This is a genomic window from Salinicola lusitanus, assembly GCF_038648475.1.
GTDB lineage: Bacteria > Pseudomonadota > Gammaproteobacteria > Pseudomonadales > Halomonadaceae > Salinicola > Salinicola lusitanus.
On record NZ_CP151919.1, the window covers coordinates 4105430 to 4125813 of the forward strand.

18 protein-coding genes and 1 pseudogene are annotated in these 20384 nt (G+C 64.6%); 10 read left to right on the forward strand and 9 right to left on the reverse strand.

Features of this window, described 5'->3' with window-relative positions:
- Window positions 1-168: 168 nt before the first annotated feature.
- From cmk to AAGT95_RS18585, 6 genes are all read right to left on the reverse strand, one after another.
- On the reverse strand, window positions 169-849 hold the full coding sequence (cmk, locus tag AAGT95_RS18560) for a (d)CMP kinase (protein WP_110602850.1): 681 nt from the start codon (window positions 847-849) through the stop codon (window positions 169-171).
- Entirely contained in the window at window positions 846-3026 is a 2181-nt protein-coding gene (locus tag AAGT95_RS18565; RefSeq protein ID WP_342594749.1) for a bifunctional prephenate dehydrogenase/3-phosphoshikimate 1-carboxyvinyltransferase, read from the reverse strand. The genes cmk and AAGT95_RS18565 overlap by 4 nt, the downstream gene beginning before the upstream one ends.
- A gap of 58 nt (window positions 3027-3084) precedes the next feature.
- Window positions 3085-4185 carry a prephenate dehydratase gene (pheA, locus tag AAGT95_RS18570; RefSeq protein ID WP_110710566.1) on the reverse strand — a complete coding sequence of 367 codons (1101 nt, stop codon included), beginning with the start codon at window positions 4183-4185 and terminating at the stop codon, window positions 3085-3087.
- Window positions 4186-4236: 51 nt separating this feature from the next.
- Window positions 4237-5319 (reverse strand): 3-phosphoserine/phosphohydroxythreonine transaminase, encoded by a 1083-nt coding sequence (serC, locus tag AAGT95_RS18575; protein WP_342594750.1) that lies wholly within the window; start codon window positions 5317-5319, stop codon window positions 4237-4239.
- A 130-nt stretch (window positions 5320-5449) separates the two neighbouring features.
- Window positions 5450-8209, reverse strand: a complete 2760-nt coding sequence (gene gyrA, locus AAGT95_RS18580) for a DNA gyrase subunit A (RefSeq protein WP_342594751.1) — start codon at window positions 8207-8209, stop codon at window positions 5450-5452.
- Window positions 8210-8370: 161 nt separating this feature from the next.
- Window positions 8371-8802 carry an acyl-CoA thioesterase gene (locus AAGT95_RS18585; RefSeq protein WP_110602860.1) on the reverse strand — a complete coding sequence of 144 codons (432 nt, stop codon included), beginning with the start codon at window positions 8800-8802 and terminating at the stop codon, window positions 8371-8373.
- A gap of 198 nt (window positions 8803-9000) precedes the next feature.
- Here AAGT95_RS18585 and AAGT95_RS18590 point away from each other — a divergent pair, with 198 nt between their 5' ends.
- From AAGT95_RS18590 to AAGT95_RS18605, 4 genes are all read left to right on the forward strand, one after another.
- Window positions 9001-9927: a recombination-associated protein RdgC gene (locus tag AAGT95_RS18590; RefSeq protein ID WP_110602862.1), complete on the forward strand. Its 927-nt coding sequence runs from the start codon at window positions 9001-9003 to the stop codon at window positions 9925-9927.
- 47 nt (window positions 9928-9974) lie between these two features.
- The gene (locus AAGT95_RS18595; protein ID WP_342596547.1) at window positions 9975-11165 is read left to right on the forward strand and encodes a 1-acyl-sn-glycerol-3-phosphate acyltransferase; all 1191 of its coding nucleotides are present in this window, start codon (window positions 9975-9977) and stop codon (window positions 11163-11165) included.
- Window positions 11166-11434: 269 nt separating this feature from the next.
- Entirely contained in the window at window positions 11435-12190 is a 756-nt protein-coding gene (locus AAGT95_RS18600; RefSeq protein WP_342594752.1) for an RIO1 family regulatory kinase/ATPase, read from the forward strand.
- Window positions 12187-12339, forward strand: coding sequence for a hypothetical protein (locus tag AAGT95_RS18605; protein ID WP_342594753.1), 153 nt, complete (start codon window positions 12187-12189; stop codon window positions 12337-12339). The genes AAGT95_RS18600 and AAGT95_RS18605 overlap by 4 nt, the downstream gene beginning before the upstream one ends.
- 15 nt (window positions 12340-12354) lie before the next feature.
- On the opposite strand, the gene AAGT95_RS18610 is transcribed toward AAGT95_RS18605, so the two are convergent.
- Window positions 12355-13806, reverse strand: coding sequence for a TrkH family potassium uptake protein (locus tag AAGT95_RS18610; RefSeq protein ID WP_342594754.1), 1452 nt, complete (start codon window positions 13804-13806; stop codon window positions 12355-12357).
- Window positions 13807-14158: 352 nt separating this feature from the next.
- Here AAGT95_RS18610 and AAGT95_RS18615 point away from each other — a divergent pair, with 352 nt between their 5' ends.
- Window positions 14159-14443 (forward strand): hypothetical protein, encoded by a 285-nt coding sequence (locus tag AAGT95_RS18615; RefSeq protein WP_110602865.1) that lies wholly within the window; start codon window positions 14159-14161, stop codon window positions 14441-14443.
- A gap of 61 nt (window positions 14444-14504) precedes the next feature.
- Here the strand turns inward: AAGT95_RS18615 and AAGT95_RS18620 are convergent, their stop codons facing one another.
- Together AAGT95_RS18620 and AAGT95_RS21690 are read right to left on the reverse strand one after the other, a co-directional pair.
- Entirely contained in the window at window positions 14505-14834 is a 330-nt protein-coding gene (locus tag AAGT95_RS18620) for a pilin (protein ID WP_425356061.1), read from the reverse strand.
- Between the two features lie 14 nt (window positions 14835-14848).
- Window positions 14849-14966 (reverse strand): annotated as a pseudogene (locus AAGT95_RS21690) (prepilin-type N-terminal cleavage/methylation domain-containing protein); the annotation flags it as partial.
- Between the two features lie 396 nt (window positions 14967-15362).
- Between AAGT95_RS21690 and pilB the strand changes: the two are divergent.
- The 5 genes from pilB (at window position 15363) to yacG (ending at window position 20329) form a co-directional block, all read left to right on the forward strand.
- Window positions 15363-17090, forward strand: coding sequence for a type IV-A pilus assembly ATPase PilB (gene pilB, locus AAGT95_RS18625; RefSeq protein ID WP_110602867.1), 1728 nt, complete (start codon window positions 15363-15365; stop codon window positions 17088-17090).
- 41 nt (window positions 17091-17131) lie between these two features.
- Complete coding sequence (locus AAGT95_RS18630; RefSeq protein WP_342594756.1) at window positions 17132-18385, forward strand: type II secretion system F family protein; 1254 nt, start codon at window positions 17132-17134, stop codon at window positions 18383-18385.
- Between the two features lie 136 nt (window positions 18386-18521).
- Window positions 18522-19382, forward strand: coding sequence for an A24 family peptidase (locus AAGT95_RS18635; protein ID WP_342594757.1), 861 nt, complete (start codon window positions 18522-18524; stop codon window positions 19380-19382).
- 38 nt (window positions 19383-19420) lie between these two features.
- The gene (gene coaE, locus AAGT95_RS18640) at window positions 19421-20029 is read left to right on the forward strand and encodes a dephospho-CoA kinase (protein WP_342596548.1); all 609 of its coding nucleotides are present in this window, start codon (window positions 19421-19423) and stop codon (window positions 20027-20029) included.
- A 54-nt stretch (window positions 20030-20083) separates the two neighbouring features.
- On the forward strand, window positions 20084-20329 hold the full coding sequence (gene yacG, locus AAGT95_RS18645) for a DNA gyrase inhibitor YacG (RefSeq protein WP_110602871.1): 246 nt from the start codon (window positions 20084-20086) through the stop codon (window positions 20327-20329).
- The last annotated feature ends 55 nt before the right edge of the window (window positions 20330-20384 follow it).

Here is a 20384-nt window from a genome sequence, read left to right on the forward strand (position 1 = left end):
CCAGCGAGCACGGGCCTTATCGACATATCCCTGGGGATGTTGGCGCTGGTTCGACCTGCAGCGACTTTTCAGTCGGGTCGTTGCACGTCATGACATCTTGCCAGGGGCCCCGGGAGCGGAAGTGCGTCGTCGGCTTCTGCCGGGAAGCGGGACTGAAACCGGTAGGCTTCAGGCCAGCTTTCGTTCGGCGAGCAGCGTTTCGATACGCTCCACGACTTCCGGTATATCCAGCTGCGTGGTGTCCAGCTCTACCGCATCTTCAGCGGGCTTGAGCGGGGCGACCGAGCGCTGCATATCGCGCGCGTCGCGCGCTTGGATTTCTTCCAAAAGGGTCGAGAGTCTAGCATCTTCACCTGCCTGCTGCAATTGCAGCAGACGTCGCCGCGCCCGCTCTTCGGCGGAGGCGGTGAGATAGATCTTGAGCGGTGCGTCGGGAAATACCACGGTCCCCATATCACGTCCGTCGGCGACCAGCCCCGGCGTCTTGCAGAAGTCACGCTGGCGCTGGAGCAGCGCGGCGCGGACCGGCGGCAGCGCCGCCACCTGGGAAGCCGCATTGCCGACGCTTTCACTGCGAATCGCCGTGGTCACGTCGTCGCCTTCCAGCAGGATCTGCATCGCCCCATCCTCGACGGCGAACACCACGTCGAGCGCCTGCGCCTGCACGGAGAGCGCCTCGGCATCGTCGACGGCCACGCCGTTGCGCATCGCCGCCAGTGCGGTCAGGCGATAGAGGGCGCCGGAGTCGAGCAGGTGCCAGCCCATGTGCTCGGCGATCATTCGACTGATCGTTCCCTTCCCGGCCCCGCCCGGGCCATCGATGGTCAAGACCGGCGCCAGTGTCGTCATGCCGATACCTCCGTCAGTTCAAGCCCCACCTTGTTGGCCAGCGCGACGAAACCGGGGAACGAGGTCGCCACGTTGGCGCAGTCGTCGATCGCTATCGGCCCGTCGGCCCGCAAGGCGGCGACGGTGAAGGCCATGGCGATGCGGTGGTCGCCGAGACTGTCCACCTGTCCGCCCTGGTAACTGGGACCATCGCCGGACTTGCCGACCACGTCGATGCCGTCGTCGTAGACGGTGGTCTCGACCCCCAGGATATCGAGGCCATCGGCCATCGCCTGGATCCGGTCGGACTCCTTGACCCTGAGCTCCTCGGCGCCGCGCAGCCGGGTGGTGCCCTCGGCGTTGGCCGCGGCGACGAACAGCGCCGGAAATTCGTCGATCGCCAGCGGCACCTGGTCGACGGGAATGTCGATCCCCTTGAGCGGCGCATAACGGATATGCAGGTCGGCCACCGGCTCGCCGCCCACCTCACGCGGATTTTCCAGGCGCAGATCGGCACCCATTGCCTTGAGAATGTTGATCACCCCGATCCGGGTCGGATTGACCCCGACATGCTCGAGCACCAGATCGGAGCCCGGCGTGATCGCTGCCGCCACCAGGAAGAAGGTGGCAGAAGAGATATCGGACGGCACGTCGATGGGTGCGCTGGTCAGTTCGCCGCCGCCCTGCAGCGTCGCCAGGTCGCCATCGCGATCGACCTTGTAGCCGAAGCCGTTGAGCATGCGTTCGGTATGGTCCCGGGTGGGGGCCGGCTCGCGGACCCGGGTCTCGCCCTCGGCGTAGAGCCCCGCCAGCAGCAGGCAGGACTTGACCTGGGCGCTGGCCATCGGCATGTCGTAATGGATGCCCTTCAGCGGCTGGCCACCGTGGATCCTGAGCGGCGGACGCCCCCCCTCGGCGGTATCGATCCTTGCTCCCATCAGCCGCAGCGGATCGGCCACCCGGGCCATGGGACGCTTGGTCAGCGAGGCATCGCCGGTCAGTTCGGTATCGAAGGCCTGCCCCGCCAACAGGCCGGCGAACAGCCGCATGGCAGTGCCGGAGTTCCCCACGTAGATCGGACCGGCCGGCTTTTTCAGCCCGTGCAGGCCCACGCCATGGATCGTCACCCGGCCCTGATGCGGCCCTTCGATGGCGACGCCCATGTCGCGAAACGCCTGCAGCGTCGCCAGGCTGTCCTCGCCTTCGAGAAAGCCCTTGACCTCGGTAACACCGTTGGCCAGGGCACCGAGCATGATCGAGCGGTGGGAGATGGACTTGTCGCCGGGAACGCGAATCCGGCCCTTGACCGAACCGCCGGGCGATACCCGATACTGAACCTGTCGTGCTTCCATGGTCTGATAACTCGTCTGATTCAACAGCGTTTCAAAATAGTGCCTGGCATGACTGGCGCGATCGAACGTGCCCAGCATGGCGTCGCTGTCGCCCTGCTCGACGGCCGCGCGCAATCGCCCCAGGCCGGTCTCGAAATCATCCAGCGCATCCAGCAGCGCATCGCGGTTGGCGGTGAAGATATCGCGCCACATCACCGGATCGCTACCGGCGATGCGGGTAAAATCTCGAAACCCGCCGGCGGCGTAGCGGAAGATATCCAGCCGTTCGTCCTGGCGGGCCAGCGTGTCGACCAGCGAGAACGCCAGCAGATGCGGCAGATGGCTGGTTCGCGCCAGCACCTGATCGTGCCGGTCAACCGGCATCTCGAGCACTTCCGCGCCACAGCGCTGCCACAATCCCCGCACCACGGCGACGGCCGTCGGCGTGGTGTCAGCCTCCGGCGTCAGGATGACCTTGTGATGACGATAGAGCGCCGGATTGGCCGCAGCCACGCCGCTCTTTTCGGAACCGGCGATGGGGTGGCCCGGGACGAAATTGGCCGGCAGCCGGCCGAAAGCTTCCCGCGCCGCCTCGCAGACGCGGCGCTTGGTACTCCCGACATCGGTCAGCACGCGCTCGCCGAGGACCGGCGCCAGCTGCTCGAAGACCCGGCGCATGGCCAGCACCGGCACTGCCACCACGACGAGGCCGCTCTGGGCGACCAGCGCGGCGAGATCGCGCCCCCCGTCGTCGATCACCCCCATCTCGAGGCCGACGGCGATCTCCTCGACGTTGGGATCGCAGGCCAGGATCCGCCCGTCATAGCCGCTGGACTTGAGCGCCGCGGCCAGCGAGCCGCCGATCATCCCCAGTCCTACGATCAGTACCGTGGGATCCGCTGACGTTGTCTCGCTCTCCCCCATCCTAAAGCACGCCCACCGGGTAGGAACCCAGCACCTTCATATCCTGCGCGCCGCTGCGCACCTCTTCGAGCACGCTCGCGATCTCGGGCTGGTCGACATGCCCCTTGAAGTCGATGAAGAACACGTAGTTCCACGCGCCAGTGCGCGACGGGCGCGTCTCGAGGCGGGTCATGTCGACATGGTGGCGGTGAAACGGCTCGAGCAGCGCATGCAACGCGCCGGGTTCGTTGCGCATGGCGACCACCACCGAGGTCTTGTCGGTGCCCGACGGCGGCACCGACTCGTTGCCGATGATCAGGAATCGCGTGGAGTTGTCGGGGCGGTCCTCGATCTTCTCCGCGACATGGTCGAGCCCGTAGAGCTGCGCCGCCATGTCGCCGGCGATCGCCGCGCTGTGCCACTCGGTCTTGACCAGGCGCGCCGCCTCGGCGTTGGAGGATACCGCAACGCGCTCGGCGTGGGGGTAGTGGGCATCCAGCCACTTGCGACACTGGGCAAAGGACTGGGGATGGGAGTAGATCCGGGATATCTTGTCCTGCCGGGTGATGCTCGACATCAGCAGATGGTGGTGGATCCGCAGCACCACCTCCCCGCTGATGTGCAGGCCGGAGTCCATGAACGAATCCAAGGTGTTGTTGACCACACCCTCGGTGGAGTTCTCCACCGGCACCACGCCGTAGTTGACCGCGCCCGCCTCGACTTCACGGAACACTTCGTCGATGGCCGCCATCGGCAAGCTGATGGCGCTGTGGCCGAAATGCTTGAGCGCCGCCTGCTGGGTGAAGGTGCCTTCCGGCCCCAGGTAGGCGACCTTGATCGGCTTTTCCAGCGCCAGACAGGCGGACATGATCTCGCGAAAGAGCCTGGCCATCTCCTCGCGGTGAAGCGGCCCGGGATTCTCCTCCATCACCCGGCGCAGCACCTGCGCCTCGCGCTCCGGGCGATAGAAGACGGCATCGGGGTCGTCAGCGGTCTTGACGTGAGCCACCTGGGCGGCGCACTCGGCACGCTCGCTGATCAGGCGCATCAATTCGCTGTCGATGGTGTCGATGCGCTGCCGGAGTGCAGCCAGGTCCAGCGGCGAATTCGAAGAGTCACTCATGACCGTATCCTGATGACTGTAGGGTGATGTCGTTGGGTGAAGCTCCGCTCATCAACCACGGCGGCGCTCGAAATCCCGCATGAAAGTGATCAGCGCCTGAACGTCGGCCTCGCTGACGGCGTTATAGAGGCTGGCCCGCATACCGCCGACGCTGCGATGCCCCTTGAGATTCAGCAGCCCTTCCGACTCCGCCTCCTCGAGGAACGCCGAATTCAGCGATTCGTCGGCCAGGGTGAATGGCACGTTCATGATCGAGCGGTTGGTCGGATCGATGGGGTTGGCGTAGAAATCGCTGGCGTCGATCGCCGCGTAGAGCGACTCGCACTTGCGCCGGTTGATCGCCTCCATCTCGGCCAGACCGCCAACGTCCTGCTTGAGCCACTGAAACACCAGGCCAGCCAGATACCAGGCATAGGTCGGCGGCGTGTTGATCATGGAGTCGTTGTCGGCATACACCTTCCAGCCCAGCAGCGAAGGCGTCTGCGGCAGGGCGCGCTCGAGCAGATCATCGCGGACGATGACGACGGTGATCCCGGCGGGTCCGATGTTCTTCTGGGCCCCGGCGTAGATGACCCCATACCGGCTCACGTCGAGCGGCGCGGAGAGGATCGACGAAGACATGTCGCAGACCAGCGGCACGTCCACCTCAGGCACGTAGTCGTAGGCCAGGCCACCGATGGTCTCGTTGTGGCAGTAATGCAGGTAGGCGGCATCGGCCGACAGCGCGATCTCGTCCGGACGCGGCACATGGACGTAGCCATTACCCTGCGTCGAGCCCGCGACGTGTGCGCTGGCGAGATGATTCGCCTCCTTGATCGCCTTGCCGGACCAGATCCCGGTATCCAGGTAGTTCGGGGTGCCGCCCGGCCCCAGCAGGTTGAGCGGTACGCAGGCGAACTGCAGGGTGGCGCCACCCTGCATGAACAGCACGCGGTAGTTGTCGGGAATCGCCAGCAGATCGCGCAGATCCCGCTCGGCCTGGGCCGCGATCGCCTCGAACGTCGGGCTGCGGTGGCTCATCTCCATCACCGAGAGACCCTGCCCTCGGTAGTCGAGCATCTCCTCGCGAGCGCGCTCCAAAACGGCGGTCGGCATCGCCGCCGGACCCGCACAGAAATTATGCAGACGTCTCATTGCCTGGGTTCCTGGATCTGAATCATTGCCAACCACGGTGACTGCCCTGAACGGCCATCATCGACGAACGACCACCGCGGAGAACGTTGCTGTCGACCGCGCCGACCCGGTAGGCCGGCGCGGTCCTTGCTCACTCGTCTTCCGACCTGGCGTCGCCCGCTTCGTCGCCGGGAGCGTCATCGGCCTTGTCAACATTCGACTCGGCGTCGGAATCGATGTTGCCGTTCTCGTCGCCGCCCGCTTCAGCCAGCTCGTCCTCGGTCAGTTCGTCCTCTTGGGGCTCGTCGACACGCACCGTCTTGACCAGGCGCTCGTCGTCACCCGTGCGGATCAGCGTCACGCCCTGGGTGTTGCGCGAACTGATCGAGACTTCGGCGACCCGGGTACGGACCAGCGTGCCGCGATCGGTGATCAGCATCATCTCGTCGCTCGAGCGCACCTGCATCGCCGCCACCAGCGAGCCGTTGCGCGCCGTGGTCTGCATCGCGATCACGCCCTGGCCGCCGCGCCCACGAATCGGGAACTCCTCGAGCCGGGTGCGCTTGCCATAGCCGTTCTCCGATGCGGTCAGAATGTAGATCTGCTCGTCGTTGCCATTGCTGCCGTCGTTCTCGGCATCGGCCTGATTGTCGGCTTCGGCATCGGCATTGGCGTCGATGGTCTGGCTCTGCGGGATGATCAGGCTGATCACCTCGGCGCCATCGAGCAGGCGCATGCCGCGAACGCCGCGGGCGGTACGCCCCATGGCGCGGACATTGCCCTCCTCGAAGCGGATCGCCTTGCCGTTGGACGACAGCAGCATGACGTGATCCGACCCGGAGGTGATCGCGGCGCCGACGAGGCGATCGCCCTCGTCGATATCGATGGCGATCAGCCCCACGCTGCGCGGCCGCGAGAACTGATCCAGCGAGGTCCGCTTGACCGTGCCGCTGGCAGTGGCAAAGAAGATGTAGCTGTCGGGGTTGTAGTCCCGCACCGGCAGAATGGCGTTGATCGACTCGCCGGCATCCAGCGGCAGCAGGTTGACCAGCGGCTTGCCTCGCGAGCCGCGGCTGGCGTTGGGCATTTCGTAGGTCTTGAGCCAGTAGACCTTGCCGCGGTTGGAGAACAGCAGCATGGTGTCGTGGGTCGAGGCGACCACCAGATGCTCGATGACGTCCTCGTCCTTCATGCTGGTCGCCGACTTGCCGCGCCCGCCCCGCTTCTGCGCCTGGTAGTCGGTGATCGGCTGGGTCTTGGCGTAGCCGCCACGGGAGAGCGTGACCACCATGTCCTCCTCGGCGATCAGATCCTCCATGGAGAGGTCGAGACGACTGGTGTGAATCTCCGTCTTGCGCTCGTTGCCGTACTGGTCGCGGATCGCCTCCAGCTCTTCGCGGATGACCTCGAGCAGGCGATCCGGCGAGGCCAGAATATGGTTGAGCTCGGCGATCTTCTCGAGAATGCTCAGGTATTCGTCGAGCAGCTTCTCGGTCTCGAGTCCGGTCAGACGATGCAGACGCAACTCGAGGATCGCCTGGGCCTGGGCCGGAGACAGTCGGTACATGGCGCTGTCGTCGGACAGCCCGTAGCCCTCTTCGAGATCCTCCGGCTTGCACGAGGTCGCCCCGGCACGCTCGAGCATGCCGGTGACCTGGCCCGGCTGCCAGTCGCGAGCGAGCAGCTTGTCCTTGGCTTCGGCGGCATTGGGCGAGGCCTTGATCAGCTCGATCACCTCGTCGATGTTGGAGATCGCGACCGTCAGGCCTTCGAGCAGATGGCCACGCTCGCGGGCCTTGCGGAGTTCGTACAGCGTGCGACGGGTAACGACCTCACGCCGGTGACGGACGAAAGCCTCGAGCAGTTGCTTGAGATTGAGCGTCTTGGGCTGACCGTCGTCCAGCGCAACGATGTTGATCCCGAAAACGTTCTCGAGCTGGGTGTGCGCGAACAGGTTGTTGACGACGACATCGCCCGATTCGCCACGCTTGATCTCGATGACCACGCGCAACCCTTCCTTGTCGGACTCGTCACGCAGTTCGGCGATGCCCTCGACCCGCTTCTCCTTGACCAGCTCGGCGATCTTCTCGATCAGGCGCGCCTTGTTGACCTGGTAAGGCAGCTCGGTGATGACGATATGGTCGCGACCGCTCTTCTTGTCGAACTCGACGGTATGCTTGGCCCGCACGTAGATGCGGCCGCGGCCGGTGCGATACGCCTCGAGAATGCCGGCACGGCCGTTGATGATGCCGGCGGTGGGGAAATCGGGGCCGGGGATGTACTCCATCAGGTCGTCGACCGTCAGGGTGTAGTCGTCGATCAGGGCCAGACAGCCGTTGATCACTTCCACCATGTTGTGCGGCGGGATGTTCGTCGCCATGCCGACCGCGATACCCGATGCACCGTTGATCAGCAGGTTCGGCACCTTGGTCGGCAGCACTTCGGGGATCCGTTCGGTGCCGTCGTAGTTGTCGACCCAGTCGACGGTGTCCTTCTCGAGATCCGCCAGCAGCTCGTGGGAGAGGCGCGCCATGCGCACTTCGGTGTAACGCATCGCTGCGGCGTTGTCGCCATCGATGGAGCCGAAGTTGCCCTGGCCGTCGACCAGCACGTGGCGCATCGAGAAATGCTGCGCCATTCGCACGATGGTGTCGTAGACCGCACTGTCGCCGTGGGGGTGATATTTACCGATCACGTCGCCGACCACACGCGCCGACTTCTTGTATGGCTTGTTCCAGTCATTGCCGAGTTCGTGCATCGCGTAGAGCACGCGACGGTGGACCGGCTTCAAGCCATCGCGGACGTCGGGAAGCGCGCGCCCGATAATGACGCTCATCGCATAGTCCAGGTAGGACTGCTTGAGCTCATCCTCGATGTTGACTGGCAGAATTTCTCTGGCGATATCACCCATGGGTCGTCAAATCCTTTGCACCGCTGCCACGACCGGCGTCCGGCCGTGGCAGCGTTAATAAAGCCCCGGCAAGGCGGCCAAGTCACTTGGCCGCACAATCACGGGATCATACCATTTCAGGGGCTTTAAAGGCAGGCGTTGACGTGCTTTGACCGGCTTTTCTACTTCCCTTCGGGTACATCCACCACCAACGGTCCCAATCGCTCTGCCCACGCTCCCTCCATCGGGACCACCTGGCCACTCTGCTGATCGAGCAGCACGAATGTCAGCGTGGCGGCCGCTACCAGCTCACCGCTGCCGAGGTGCGTTATCCGATGCCCTACGACACCGCTGCGCCCACCGATGCGAGTCAGGCAGGTCTCGACCTTGAGGTCGTCGTTCATGACGGCGGCGCGCCGGTAGTCGATATTGAGATTGACCGCGACCAGCGCCACGCCCCGGGCCAACCCGTCGGCGAATTCGGGATGGGCATCGACGTAGGCCCAGCGCCCCTCCTCGAGAAACTCGAGATAGCGGGCATGATTGACGTGACCGTAGCCGTCGAGATGAAAGCCCCGGACGCGAACCTCGGTTACCGTGATACGTGAATCCATGCAAACCTCCGTGATGACGGTTGTAGACGCCGCGGCGGCAAGGCGACGCCTACGTCCGTTCAGTTGCCGATCGTCTGTCGCTCGCAGCCCAAAACATACGCCCGTTTGAAACAGTCGCGCAAACATCAACGATCGACCTCGGTGGTAACACCTGGGTCGTTTCGACATAATATGCCTCCTTTCAAACGGAGCGGGCGCATGTGGTTCAAGCACTGTCATCTGTATCGCTGCCATGACGTCGAGGTTCTCCCCCTAGAGGATCTGGAAACCGCACTGGCAGAATTCGCGTTTCGCCCCGTCTCCCCGCGCGAGGCGCGCCGGGTTGGCTGGAGTGCGCCGGCGGGCCGTCGCAGCGATCAGCGCGCCCATGAGGTTCAGGGACATCGACTGCTGTCGATGCTGCGCCAGGAGCGCTTGCTGCCGGCGGCCGTGGTCAATGATGAGGTCAACGAACGCAGTGAGGCGCGCGAGCAGGCCGAAGGCCAGCCGCTATCGCGCCGTGAGCGACAGCTGCTCAAGGAACAGGTGATGGAGGAGCTGCTGCCCCAGGCATTCACCCGCACCCAGCGCGTGGAATTGTGGTGGGACACCCGCAAGCGCCTGATCGGCATCAACGCTTCCAGCCGCAAGCGCGCCGAGGAGGTGCTGGACCTGCTGCGCCAGACGCTCGGCTCGTTGAAGGTGACGCCATTGGCCACTAAGACGCCGCCCTCTCGCGGCATGACCCAGTGGTTGAGCGACCCCGCCAGCCGCCCCGCCAGCCTGATGCTCGGCGACCAGGTGGAGCTGCGCGCGGCCGAAGACGAAGGTGTCCTGCGCGCGCGCCAGGTCGACCTCGACAGCGAGGAGATCCAGTCGCTGCTGGAGAACGGACGGCAGGCCAGCCAGCTCAGCCTCGGCAGCGAGGGTCAGCTTCGTGCCATGTTGCACGACGACCTGGCGCTCAAGTCTCTCAAGTTCGACGATGCCCTGCTGGACGAAGCCAGCCAGAGTGACGACGGCGACGACCCGATCGTCTCCCTGGAAACCGACTTCGCACTGATGTCGCAGACGCTGGCGACTTTCGTCGACCAACTGATCGAATGGCTGGGCGGCGAAGCCGATCCGGCAGCACCGACGCCATGACGCTTCATCCCGATACCCTCAAGAGCACCGACCCCGGCAGTAGTGGCATGACCGTGAATCCACACAGCGCCGAGGCGGCGATCGATCTCGACCGGTTCGCCGACATTCGTCCCTATCACGACGAAGAGGTCGAGGCCGTGCTGGCCCGCCTCGCCCACGACAGCGAGCTACTGGATGCGATCACCCGCTACCGCTTGCCGCGGTTGGCACGCTTCGCCCCGCCGCTGGCGCGCATGCTCGCCAGCTTCCGGCTGCAGCGTGAGATGCGTGGCGTGACCACCGTGCGTGACTTCCAGTTGCGCATCGCCGACTACATGGCCCACATGATCAGTCGCACGACCCAGGGCTTCGATGTCGAGGGCCTGGAGCGGCTGGATCCGGATCAGGCCTACCTGTTCATCGGCAACCACCGGGACATCGCCCTCGACCCGGCCTTCGTCAACTACGCGCTCTACCTCGCGGGCCACGACACCGTGCGCATCGCCATCGGCGACAACCTGCTGCAGAAACCCTTCGTCACCGATCTGATGCGGCTCAACAAGAGTTTCATCGTGCCGCGCTCGATCAAGGGCAAGCGGGCGATGCTGGCGGCCTATCAGTCGCTCTCGGGCTACATTCGCCACTCGATCACCGACGACAACCACTCGGTGTGGCTGGCCCAGCGCGAAGGGCGGGCCAAGGACGGTGTCGATCGAACCGATAGCGCCATCGTCAAGATGCTCTGCATGGCACGCCGCCTGGAAGAAGGCGATAGCGATATCGGCAGCGCGGTACGCGAACTCAAGATCGTCCCCGTGTCGATCAGCTACGAGTACGATCCCTGCGCGATCAACAAGGCCCGCGAGTTGCAGGCCAAGGAGACCGACGGCACCTACCGGAAGGTGGAGTTCGAGGACATCTTCTCGATCGTCTCCGGCATCACCGGCAACAAGGGCCGGGTCAAGCTGGTGTTCGGGACGCCGCTAGCGGCCGACTTTGGCACTGCCGACGAGGTGGCCGACGAGATCGACCGTCAGGTGCTGGAGAACTATCCGACCTTTCCCAGCCACCAGCTCGCCCTGGCGGAGACCGGGGCAGCCCCGGAACTGGTGGATTTGACTGGCGTGACACCCGGCGATCGCGAGCAGTTCCGCAACCAGCTCGCGGCCGTCCCCGAGCCGCTGCAGCGCTGGTGGCTATTGCAGTACGCCAATCCGATCCTGAATCGAGCCGGCAAAGCCCAGCGTCACGACGCCTGAGACGCCGGCACCAGGATCACATCGTCCCGGCCTCGGCCGGGACCCTCCCTCTCTACTGACGCCCATCTGTCGAGGGCGGCGCCCGGCTCCAAAGCGGGCTCATGGGCGTCCAGGCTCTCTCGCTACAGCGACTCCTGCCCAGCGGGTGTCGCCGGCTGGCCGCATCCGCCCGGCCGGTATCGCTGCTGCCAGCCACTGGCGCAAGCGCGGAATGTTTCTTAAAATACGCTTAAATTTAGCCTGCTAATTAGCGTATTCACGTTCTGCCCATGAACTCTGCTCCCGATTCCGTCACCGTAACCCCGGTCACGGCACCCGATGCCGTCGGGTCGCTCGCTCCGCCGCCTGAAGCATTGCCGCCACCGGCGCCTGCCCCCATCAGGCCCACCACCCTCCAGCAGGGCGGCGGGCTGCTCAAGGCCGATGTCTACCTCGACGTTCACGCGGGAGAACCGGTCATCCGCAAGGATTACAGCCGCTATGCCGGTAGCTGGCAGGCAATTCCGGCGCGTCTGCTGCTGCACCACGAGGCCCGAATGCTGGAACGCCTCCGTCATTGGCCCCATGCGCCCAGGGTGGTTGGCCAGGTCGGCAGGCTCTCGCTGCTGCTGGAGTATGTGCCCGGCGAGCTGCTGAGCGATGCGGCCGACCCTGCCAACCCGGCGGTTTTCGTCCAGCTGATGGCTGCCCTGGCCGCACTCCACCGCAGTTCGATCGTCCACAACGACGTGCGCGGCTCCAATATCATCATGAGCCGGGGTCGCGTGGTGCTGATCGATTTCGCCGCGGCGCTCTACCTGCCCGGCGGTCGACTTCTCCGGTTCCTGCTTCGTCCCCTGCAGCGCAGCGATATCGCCGGCGGGCTCAAGTTCAAGACCCGCCTGACCGGCGAGGCGCTGACACCGAAGGAGGCGCGGCTGCGGCGCAAGCCGACCTGGATGAAAGGCCTGCAGCACACCTGGAAGCGGCGGTTGCTGCCCCGCCTCAAGCGTCGTCTCGCCTCGACCGACCGAAGCAGCCGATGACATCCCGCCCCACCGCTACTTGCGCCAGAAAGGAGGCGCGGCTGCGGCGCAAGCCGACCTGGATGAAAGGCCTGCAGCACACCTGGAAGCGGCGGTTGCTGCCCCGCCTCAAGCGTCGTCTCGCCTCGACCGACCGAGGCAGCCGATGACATCCCGCCCCACCGCTACTTGCGCCAGAAGAACGGCGTCATCAGCACCAGCACCGTGAGGATCTCGAGGCGCCCCATCAGCATGCCGAGGGAAAGCAGCCATTTGGCGGCGTCCGGCAGCGAGGCGAAGTTGCCGGCGGGGCCAATGGTGTTCCCCAGTCCCGGCCCGACATTGGCCAGGGCGGTGGCCGCGCCGGTAATCGCGGTCACCATGTCGAGCCCCAGCGCGGCCAGCGCCAGCGCCAGCACCGCCACGGTGAGAAAGAAGAAGAACGAGAAGGCGATGACCGCGCGCACCACCTCGTCGTTGAGCGGCCGGCCGTTGTAGCGCTGGGCGAATACGCCACTGGGATGCACCAGATAGCGTAACTGGTTGGCCAGCAACAGCCCTCCGATCTGGAACCGGAAGATCTTCATGCCGCCACTGGTCGAGCCGCTGCAACCGCCGACGAAGGTAATGAAGAAGAACGTGGTGACGGCCAGCGGCCCCCACTGGGTGTAGTCGGCGCTGGCGTAGCCGGTGGTCGTCACCACCGAGATCACGTTGAAGGCGACATCCGTCAGCGCCTGAAAAGGCGCATCCGAGAAGGCCAGGACTCGGTAGAGTGTCAGCGTCGCGATCACCACGAGCAGCAGCCCGACGAGCCCCCGCACCTGCTGGTCCTGCCACAGCGCACCGCGACTGTCGCGCAGCAGCCGGATATAGAGCACGAACGGCAACGCCCCGCCCAGCATGAACAGACAGCCCAGCCACAGAATCAGCGGTCGATCGTGATAGATGCCGAACGAGGCGTCGTAGTTGGCGAAGCCACCGGTGGAGACCGAACTCATGGCATGGACGATGGCATCCAGCGTGCCCATGCCCGCCAGCCGATAGCTCAGGATCGCCGCCAGCGTGAGACCGAGATAGATGACCGTGGACGCCTTGGCGATGCCGCCGGCCCGGGGCAGCACCTTGTCCGACCAGTCGGACGACTCGGTCTGGAACAGGCGCATACCGCCGACCTTCAGGAACGGCAGAATCGCGATCGCCATCACGATGATCCCGATCCCGCCCAGCCACTGCATCAATCCGCGCCACAGCTTGAGACCGTCGGAGAGGTTATCGATGCCGGAGAGCACGGTGGAGCCGGTGGTGGTGATGGCGGAGACCGACTCGAACACCGCGTCGGTGAACGACAGCTGCGGCGCCCCCAGCACCAGCGGCAGGCTGGCGAAGGCGCTGATCACCGCCCAGCTGGAGGTGGTCAGGATGAACATGTGACGCGTCTTCAACTCGACCGCCGTCTGCCACGTCCAAGCCAGCAGCGAACCCGAGACCACCGCGACGACCGCCATCGACTTGAGAAATGCCCATAGATCGGGATCGTTCTCCAGCCCCAGCAGGATCACCGGCGGCACCATGAACAGTGCCAAAACGATCAACAGCAGCGCCAGAATCTTGAAAATCGGCTTGGCGTCTCGCAAGACTTCCTCCCGGTTCCGTCCACTCGAGTCCGATCCCTCCGCCCGCAGGAGACCTCCCCGTCGCGACGAATAAATCGCAGCGATGATAGGCCATCACGCGGCGCAAGACACGGCCTTGCCCGCTTTTCTCTTCGCCGGCACGGCTCTGCTCCGCCCTCGCCTCGGCGTGAAGAAACACCACCGGAAAGCGCTCGCCGGCGTGACGACCGCTACATCCCGCAGCCAAGCCCCGCAGCCTCTGGCGATGCGGCGAGATATGCTATGGTGGCGCCATCAGAACGCCTGGGCACGGAGGCTTGGCGATACGCCGCCCCCGACACCGCCCGCGCCGCCCACCACAGGAGAGTCGTCCATGAGTTCCGCCTCGGAAATGCAGAAAAACCGCGTCATCCAGGAGCTGCGCGCCTTCATCAAGAAGCTGCTGCAGGAGCCCGGCATCCTCGAGAACTCGCTGGCCATCGCCAAGCGTCACTCCGATGGCAGCAACGATCCCAAAGCCTGGGCGACCATCGCCAACGAGATTTCGGACACCACCAGCGTGCACATTCCGGAAGACCCGAGCGAGCACTCGGAGGCGGATCGGCTGTTCCTTGAGGTGTTGCGTGAGGTCGTGGGGGAGGAGAAGGCGCTTTATTGAGCTTTAAGCCGCGAGCTGGAAGCTGGAAGAAGAACAAGGCCGGCATTCGCCGGCCAATTATTTATTCGGCTGTGACAGTACAACTACTTGCGTACTGTTCAGCGACTGTCGTTCCACACTCCCATACCCCTGTTGCAGGATAATAAGTGTAAGTGACTGTTTTTGTAGAAATGTTTGAATTCGCCGTAGCGCCGGCTCCAGAACCAAATTTATATTCTACAGTTGCGTTCCCCGAACCATTCCAACTACCTGACGTAATTGCGCCATAAGAACCTTGCGTAGAAATACCAAGACGGCTGGCATCAGATGTAGCGCCATCTTCATTGGTAATAGTATAACTTTCCCCTCTATCGACTTGCTGCTGGATACTAATCTTGGCTCCGCCGAGCATGCTATGGGCTTCAGAGAACTGGGATCTCGCAACATAGTTCTGGTACTGCGGGATCGCGATGGCGGCGAGGATGCCGATGATCGCGACGACGATCATGAGTTCGATCAGGGTGAAGCCGCCCTGCCGGCGAATTGGTGTTTTCGGATTCTGCTGCATCATGGTTCCCTGCTCTTGCCAATGTTGAGCCGGTGGGATGGGCGCCATCTGCGCCGCCCACCGGACGTCCCCTTGCGTTGCGTACCGCGCACTCGCCGGCCCCCAGCCCCCGACCCGCCATGGTCGCTCGCGGCTGCTAGCCGCCATACACACGACGACACGCAAAGTTACTCTTGGTGACACTTCAGTCGACTTATCGGCAGATCGCGAAGGATACTTAAAGAAAAATGGCCTCGAGCCGATATCACCGTCATCCCGGCCGTGATGCCTACTCTTCGTGGCCCTGCGTTGCCGGTCGTCGTCGCTCGCTCAACCGCCCTCCTTGAGCGGTCGATTCCGCTGCTCACATCGTCATTCAAGGGGTGCCTTTCCATGCCGGACGCCATACCCTCCCGCGCGCAGAGCGGGCTCGCCCAGCGCTTCGTCGAGCAGGGATTGATCAGCGCCGAGGCTTGCGAGCAGGCGTTCCGCGAGGCCGAAAAGAGGCAATTGACGCTACTGGAGTTCCTGGTGAGAGAGGGCCGGATCGATGCCCGCCAGGCCAGCGTGCTGGCGGCTCGCGAGTACGGCTTGCCATTCCTGGATTTGAAGCAGATCGACTGGGATCAGCTCCCGGTCATCGAACCGGTGGCGGACAAGGTCATTCGCCGCTTCCAGGTGCTGCCGCTGGCCCGCGACCACCGGCGACTGACCGTAGCGATCGCGTTTCCCGCCACCTTGGCCAGTCTGGACGAGCTGCAGTTCACCACCGGGCTGGCGATCGAGGGCGTGCTGGTGCCATTCGATCAGTTGGAACGGGCGCTGGCCAAGCGCTATCAGAACCACGAGACCTCCGGCATGCTGGAGGCGCTCGGGGAGGCCAGCGAGGCCCTGACGCTGGATACCAGCGAAGCGGATCTGGAAAACGAGGCCGCCGCCTTCGACAAGGGCGGCGACGACGATGAGCCGGTGGTTCGTTTCGTCAACAAGATCCTGCGGGACGCCATCCATCGCGGCGCGTCCGACATTCACTTCGAGCCCTACGAGTCCAGCTATCGGATCCGCTTTCGGGTCGATGGCATGCTGGTCGAGATCGCGCGCCCCCCGCTCAACCTGCGCACCCGCCTGGCTGCGCGACTCAAGGTGATGGCACGCCTGGATATCTCCGAACGCCGCCTGCCCCAGGACGGCGCGATGAAGATCCGGCTCGATGCCAAGCGTGCCATGGACTTCCGCGTCAATACGCTGCCCACCGTTTTCGGCGAGAAGATCGTGCTGCGTCTGCTGGATGCCGAGACCGCCAGCTTCGGCATCGACGCACTGGGCTTCGCTCCCGATCAGCGTCGGCTGTTCGAGGCCGCGCTGGCCGAGCCCCAGGGCATGATCCTGGTCACCGGCCCCACCGGTAGCGGCAAGACGGTGACGCTCTACACCGGTATCAATCTGCTCAATACCGAGGAGCGCAATATCTCGACCGCGGAAGACCCGGTGGAGCTCAAGGTTCCCGGCGTCAATCAGGTCAACGTGCAGCCGCGTATCGGTCTCGACTTCGCCAGCGCCCTTCGCGCTTTCCTGCGCCAGGACCCGGACGTGGTGATGGTCGGCGAGATTCGCGACCTGGAGACCGCCGAGATCGCGGTCAAGGCGGCCCAGACCGGCCACCTGGTGCTCTCGACCCTGCACACCAACTCGGCCGCCGAAACGCTGACCCGCCTGCGCAACATGGGCGTCGCCAGCTTCAATATCGCCAGTTCGGTATCGCTGATCATTGCCCAGCGCCTGGCGCGACTGCTGTGCCCGCGCTGCAAGACGCCGGCGGAGATTCCTGCCGAAGTGCTGCACCGGGAAGGCGTCTCAGCCGAGCGACTGGCAGGCGCCACCCTCTACCGCGCGGTGGGGTGCGATCACTGCACGCTGGGCTACAAGGGTCGAATCGGTATCTACGAGGTCGTGCCGGTCAGCGAGGCGATGAGCCGGATGATCATGGCGGACAGCCATGCCCTCGAACTGGCCCGCGCAGCTCGGGATGCCGGTCATGCGGGGCTGCGCCAGAGCGGGCTCGACAAGGTTCTCCAGGGCCTGACCAGCCTCGAGGAGATCAACCGCGTAACGACGGACTAAAGGCACCGACTGACGCCCGATTTACCAGACAGGAAGCGATCATGGCGACGACCCTCAAGTCAGCCAAGACAGTGAAAGCCCCCAAGGCGCCGCGACGGGTGGTGATGCACCGCTGGCGGTGGCGCGGCAAGAACCTGCGCGGGGAGAGCGTAGCCGGTGAACTCATTGCCTCCGATATCGACGAGGTCCGCAAGGAGCTGACGCGCCAGAGGATCATCGTCAAGCGCATCACCCGCAAGACGGGGATGTTCGGACTGGGGCGAATCAAGGCCCGCGACATCACGCTTTTTTCCCGTCAACTGGCGACCATGATCCGGGCCGGCGTGCCGCTACTCCAGGGCTGCAAGGTTGTCGCCGAGACGCTCAAGAATCCCGCGATGCGAAACCTGGTGGAGACGCTGGCCAACGATATCAGCGCCGGTTCCAGTTTCTCGGAGGCCCTGGCCAAGCACCCCTCCCGCTTCGATCGCATGTTCGTCAACATGGTCGCCGCCGGCGAGCAGTCGGGTGCCCTGGACAAGATGCTCGAGCGCGTGGCCAGTTATCGCGAGAAGATCGAGACGCTCAAGGGCCGGGTCAAGAAGGCGCTCTACTATCCGACCGCCGTGGTCCTGGTCGGCATCGGCGTCACCGCGCTGCTGCTGGTGAAGGTCGTACCGCAGTTCGAGAGCCTGTTCCAGGGCTTCGGCGCCGAGCTCCCGGCCTTCACCCAATTCACCGTACACCTGTCCCAACTGACCCAGGCTTACTGGTGGCAGGCCATTCTCGCCGCGACGGCGATCTTTCTCGGCCTGCGCCAGGCCATGAAGCGTTCCCCCACCTTCGCCTATCGCGCCCATCAACTGGTGCTCAAGCTGCCGGTGCTCGGCAACATCGTCGACAAGGGATCGATCGCCCGCTTCTCGCGGACCCTGGCCACCACGTTCAATGCCGGCATTCCGCTGGTGGAAGCGCTGGAGACCGCCGCCGGGGCCACCGGGAACCGCGTTCACCAGCGCGCCATCGCCAGTATCCGCGAAGACGTGGGGACGGGGCAGCAGCTCAACTTCGCCATGCGTCGGACCCGAATTTTCCCCATCATGGCGGTCCAGATGGTGAGCATCGGCGAGGAAGCCGGCGAGCTGGATACCATGCTCGACAAGGTGGCGGAGTTCTACGAGGAAGAGGTCGACAACCAGGTCGACGCGCTGACGTCGCTGCTGGAACCCTTCATCCTGGTGGTACTGGGAACGATGGTGGGTGGGCTGGTCGTGTCGATGTATTTGCCCATTTTCCAGATGGGCTCAGCCATTTAGGTACGAACGGGCTGCGCTCTCCGCGTTCCTGAGCGTTTGCGTAATCCATCAAACGAATCCTCATGACCAAAGCGGTCAGCGAATGGTTACGTTACCCTTAGCGCTGACTAGTTATTCGATGTCCGTGGAGTCTCCGTTGTCCGACCTTCCCCCTCTGATTCTCTGGCCGCTGGCGTTTCTATTCGGCGCGGCGCTTGGCAGCTTTCTCAATGTCGTCATCGTGCGGCTGCCGGTCATGCTGATGCGGCGCTGGCGCGCGGAAGCGCTGGCGGCACTGGAGCAGCCCACCGAGACCAGCCAGCGCTACAATCTGGCGACGCCAAGATCGCACTGCCCCGGCTGTGGGCACTTCATTGCCTGGCACGACAATCTGCCGCTGATCGGCTGGCTCAAGCGCCGGGGCCGTTGCGCGGCATGCGGCACATCGATCAGCGTGCAGTATCCACTGGTCGAGCTGACCGCGGCGATGCTGGCGGTGACGGCCATCGGCATACACGGGGCCAGCTGGCAGAGCCTGTGGCTGGTCGGCGCCTGCCTGACGCTGCTGGCCGGGGCGGTCATCGATTGGCGCACTCAACTGCTGCCGGATGCGCTGACCCTGCCGCTGCTCTGGGCTGGCCTGCTCTATCAATGGCTGTTCGCGCCATGGATGCTGGAGAGCGCCGTGTTGGGTGCCGTCGCCGGATATCTCTCGCTGTGGTCGGTCTACTGGTTGTTCAAGCTGACCACCGGCAAGGAGGGCATGGGCTATGGCGACTTCAAGCTGATGGCTGCCCTCGGTGCCTGGCTCGGCTGGCAAAGCCTGCCGCTGCTGCTGCTGCTCTCGGCCGGGGTCGGCGCGGTCGTCGGCGTGACATTGATCGCCACTCAACGACAGGAGCGTAACCAGGCAATGCCCTTCGGCCCCTATATCGCGCTCGCCGGGTGGATCGTGCTGCTGGTGGGCGAACCGCTGCTGGCGGCCTACCGCAACCTGTTGCTGGGAAGCTGGGGGTGACCATGACAGTCAAGGCGCAGGAGACCATGCACGAAACCATGGTGGTGGGACTCACCGGCGGGATCGGCTCCGGCAAGAGCGCCGTCGCCGACGCCTTCGGCGCCCTGGGCATCGGCTGGATAGACGCCGACCATGTTGCCCGTGAGGTCGTGATGCCTGGCGAGCCCGCGCTGGCGGCCATCGTCGAACGCTACGGCGACGCCATCCTCCAGCAGGATGGCACCCTCGATCGCCGCGCGCTGCGCACCCGGATCTTCGACGATGCAGCCGAACGCCGCTGGCTGGAGGGGGAGACTCACCCGCGCATCCGTCAACGACTGCTGGCCCACCTGGCGCGGCTGCGCGCTGCCGGCGCCCCCTACTGCCTGCTGGTGTCGCCGCTACTGATCGAATCGAGTCAGCATGAACTGGTCGACCGGATTCTGGTCGTGGACGTTCCCAGGGAGATTCAGATCGAGCGCACCTTGGCCCGGGATGGGGTCGACCGGCGCCAGGTGGAGTCCATCCTGTCCGCCCAAAGCTCCCGGGAGCGCCGCCTTGCAGCGGCCGACGACGTCATCGACAATGGCAGTACTCGACGACATTTGCTCGATCAGGTCGCTCGACTGGATGCCAAGTACCGTCAGTTGCACGCTCCAGCGGGATGAGGGTGCTCCGGCGCCCAGGCCTTCGACACGTTAGCCACCGACACGATATCCCCCATGACTCGATCCAACGATCCAAGCAACGACAACGTCGCCGGCAAGGGGCTGACCGTCCCCTGCCCCCAGTGCCAGCAACCGGTGGCCTGGACGACCGACAACGCCTACCGGCCATTCTGTTCCAAGCGCTGCAAGCTGATCGACCTGGGTGCCTGGGCGGATGGCTCCCACCGTATTCCGGGCGAACCGCACATGGATGAAACCGAACTCGACGAGCTCATCGACCGGCTCGAACGTGGCGAGTAGCCGGCGCGCGCATTGAGCGCCGACGCTCGCTACAGGGTCATTCCTGTGGCCAAAA

Excerpts from the sequence above, each read along its gene's own strand:
- cmk (WP_110602850.1), bottom strand. The coding sequence starts at position 849 with ATGACGACACTGGCGCCGGTCTTGACCATCGATGGCCCGGGCGGGGCC.
- AAGT95_RS18565 (WP_342594749.1), bottom strand. The coding sequence starts at position 3,026 with ATGATCGGCGGCTCGCTGGCCGCGGCGCTCAAGTCCAGCGGCTATGAC.
- pheA (WP_110710566.1), bottom strand. The coding sequence starts at position 4,185 with ATGAGTGACTCTTCGAATTCGCCGCTGGACCTGGCTGCACTCCGGCAG.
- serC (WP_342594750.1), bottom strand. The coding sequence starts at position 5,319 with ATGAGACGTCTGCATAATTTCTGTGCGGGTCCGGCGGCGATGCCGACC.
- gyrA (WP_342594751.1), bottom strand. The coding sequence starts at position 8,209 with ATGGGTGATATCGCCAGAGAAATTCTGCCAGTCAACATCGAGGATGAG.
- AAGT95_RS18585 (WP_110602860.1), bottom strand. The coding sequence starts at position 8,802 with ATGGATTCACGTATCACGGTAACCGAGGTTCGCGTCCGGGGCTTTCAT.
- AAGT95_RS18590 (WP_110602862.1), top strand. The coding sequence starts at position 9,001 with ATGTGGTTCAAGCACTGTCATCTGTATCGCTGCCATGACGTCGAGGTT.
- AAGT95_RS18595 (WP_342596547.1), top strand. The coding sequence starts at position 9,975 with ATGACCGTGAATCCACACAGCGCCGAGGCGGCGATCGATCTCGACCGG.
- AAGT95_RS18600 (WP_342594752.1), top strand. The coding sequence starts at position 11,435 with ATGAACTCTGCTCCCGATTCCGTCACCGTAACCCCGGTCACGGCACCC.
- AAGT95_RS18605 (WP_342594753.1), top strand. The coding sequence starts at position 12,187 with ATGACATCCCGCCCCACCGCTACTTGCGCCAGAAAGGAGGCGCGGCTG.
- AAGT95_RS18615 (WP_110602865.1), top strand. The coding sequence starts at position 14,159 with ATGAGTTCCGCCTCGGAAATGCAGAAAAACCGCGTCATCCAGGAGCTG.
- AAGT95_RS18620 (WP_425356061.1), bottom strand. The coding sequence starts at position 14,834 with ATGCTCGGCGGAGCCAAGATTAGTATCCAGCAGCAAGTCGATAGAGGG.
- pilB (WP_110602867.1), top strand. The coding sequence starts at position 15,363 with ATGCCGGACGCCATACCCTCCCGCGCGCAGAGCGGGCTCGCCCAGCGC.
- AAGT95_RS18630 (WP_342594756.1), top strand. The coding sequence starts at position 17,132 with ATGGCGACGACCCTCAAGTCAGCCAAGACAGTGAAAGCCCCCAAGGCG.
- coaE (WP_342596548.1), top strand. The coding sequence starts at position 19,421 with ATGGTGGTGGGACTCACCGGCGGGATCGGCTCCGGCAAGAGCGCCGTC.
- yacG (WP_110602871.1), top strand. The coding sequence starts at position 20,084 with ATGACTCGATCCAACGATCCAAGCAACGACAACGTCGCCGGCAAGGGG.